Origin of the sequence: Streptomyces sp. SID4985 (assembly GCF_009863025.1) — a bacterium.
In the GTDB taxonomy this organism is placed as follows: Bacteria; Actinomycetota; Actinomycetes; order Streptomycetales; family Streptomycetaceae; genus Streptomyces.
Genome location: NZ_WWIR01000138.1, coordinates 1 through 1989, shown reverse-complemented (window position 1 = coordinate 1989; position 1989 = coordinate 1). Strand labels below are relative to the sequence as shown.

At 74.6% G+C, this 1989-nt stretch carries 1 protein-coding gene and 1 pseudogene; both read left to right on the top strand.

What is annotated here, in order from left to right; all coding sequences use genetic code 11:
* Nucleotides 1-266: pseudogene (locus tag GTW40_RS05415) on the top strand (D-alanyl-D-alanine carboxypeptidase); the annotation flags it as partial.
* A 377-nt stretch (nt 267-643) separates the two neighbouring features.
* Nucleotides 644-1989 (top strand): multidrug effflux MFS transporter (locus tag GTW40_RS05410; RefSeq protein ID WP_237525348.1); only part of this gene is annotated, 1346 nt, incomplete at its 3' end.

Genomic DNA, 1989 nt, shown 5'->3' with positions numbered 1-1989 from the left:
GCGGCAAGGCCGCGGCGGCCGACCGCGCGTCGGCCACGGGCGCGACGGGCTCCTCCGGTCTGCGGGTCGCCGAGGGCGCGGCCCTCACGGCGCTGCTGCTCGGTGGCGGTACGTGGGCGGTGCTGCGACGGCGGCGTGGTCGTACGGCGTCGGCGGCGGCCGGGGTCGAGGTGGAGAGCGGTGCCGAGGCGGCGCCCGCCACCGAGTCCACACCGGTGTCCAAGGAGTCCAAGGAGACGGAGTCCGGCGGACGCCACCGCCGCTGAGGGGCTCGCACGTCGCAGATCCGGCCGTGGGGGCGGGTTCCCCGGATGAGTGCGTCTGCCCGCCTGTCGACCGCGCGCAGGTGGGACCAGCCCGTACCCCGCGCACCCCGCGCACGACGGCGTCCCCTCGCACGGCCGGGCAACGGCCCACCAGGCACCCCGGATACTTCGCGCACGCCAGGCACCCGCCCACCCCCGGCTCGCCCGACCACGACTCCCGCACTCCCGGGAGCTGAGAACATGGATGGCCTCCGGGGTCGTCCGGGAGTCCGAGGAGGGGACACATGACCGAGCACACGGCGGCGCCGGGGACGGCGCCGGAAACACGGCACGCCTCCAGCGGCGTCGCGCTCGTCCAGGGCGGCCGGGGGAACCGGATGCTCGTCACCTTCCTGCTCGGCGCGCTGACCGCCACCACGCCCCTGGCGATGGACATGTATCTCCCGTCCCTGCCGGAGGTCACCCGCGCCCTGCACGCCCCCGCCGCGACCGTGCAGCTCACGCTCACCGCGTGCCTCGCGGGGATGGCGCTCGGGCAGCTGGTCGTCGGGCCGATGAGCGACCGTTGGGGGCGGCGCCGCCCGCTGCTCACCGGCCTCGGGGTCTACGTGGTCGCCACCGCGTTGTGCGCGTTCGCGCCCGACGTGGAGACGCTGGTCGCCTTCCGGCTCGCGCAGGGCCTCGCGGGTGCCGCCGGGATCGTCATCGCGCGGGCGGTCGTACGCGATCTCTACGACGGCGTCGCCATGGCCCGCTTCTTCTCCACCCTCATGCTGATCTCCGGCACCGCGCCGATCATCGCCCCGCTGATCGGCGGGCAGATCCTGCGGTTCACCGACTGGCGGGGCGTGTTCGTCGTGCTGACCGGCATCGGGGCCGTCCTCACGGCGCTGGTGTGGTGGCGGCTGCCCGAGACGCTGGCGCCCTCCGAACGGCACCGGGGCGGGGTGGGGGAGTCGCTGCGTACGATGCGCGGCCTCCTCGCCGACCTGCCCTTCACCGGGTACATGCTCGCGGGCGGCTTCGCCTTCGCCGCACTGTTCGCCTACGTCTCCGCCTCGCCCTTCGTCGTCCAGGAGGTCTACGGCGCCTCCCCGCAGACCTTCAGCCTGCTCTTCGGACTCAACTCGGTGGGCCTGGTGGCCGCCGGGCAGATCAACGGCAAGCTGCTGGTCGGACGGGTCCGGCTTGACCGCGTGTTCGCCTGCGGGCTCACGGTGATCGTGCTCGCCGCGACCGCGCTGCTGCTGATGTCCACCGGGGTCTTCGGGCGGGTGGGGCTCGTGCCCGTCGCCGCCGCGCTCTTCGTGCTGATGTCGGCGATGGGCTTCACCCTGCCCAACGCCCAGTCCCTCGCCCTGCTCCGCACCCGGCACGCGGCCGGTTCCGGCTCGGCCCTGCTCGGCACGTCCTCGTTCCTCATCGGCGCGGTCGCGTCCCCGCTGGTGGGGATCGCGGGGGAGCGGACGGCCGTTCCGATGGCGGTCGTCCAGCTGTCGGGCGCGCTGGTCGCCGCCGCGTGCTTCGTGGGACTGGTCCGCCCGTGGAGGACGGCGGAGACGAGGCTGACGGAGCCGAAGCCCGCCGAGGCGAGAACGGCAGACGCGATCACCGCCGCTCCAAAGCCCGCCGAGGCGACAACCGCAGACGCGATCACCACCGCCCCCAAGCCCACCGCCCCCAAGCCCACCGCCCCGAACCCCGCCGACACCCCCACGCACCC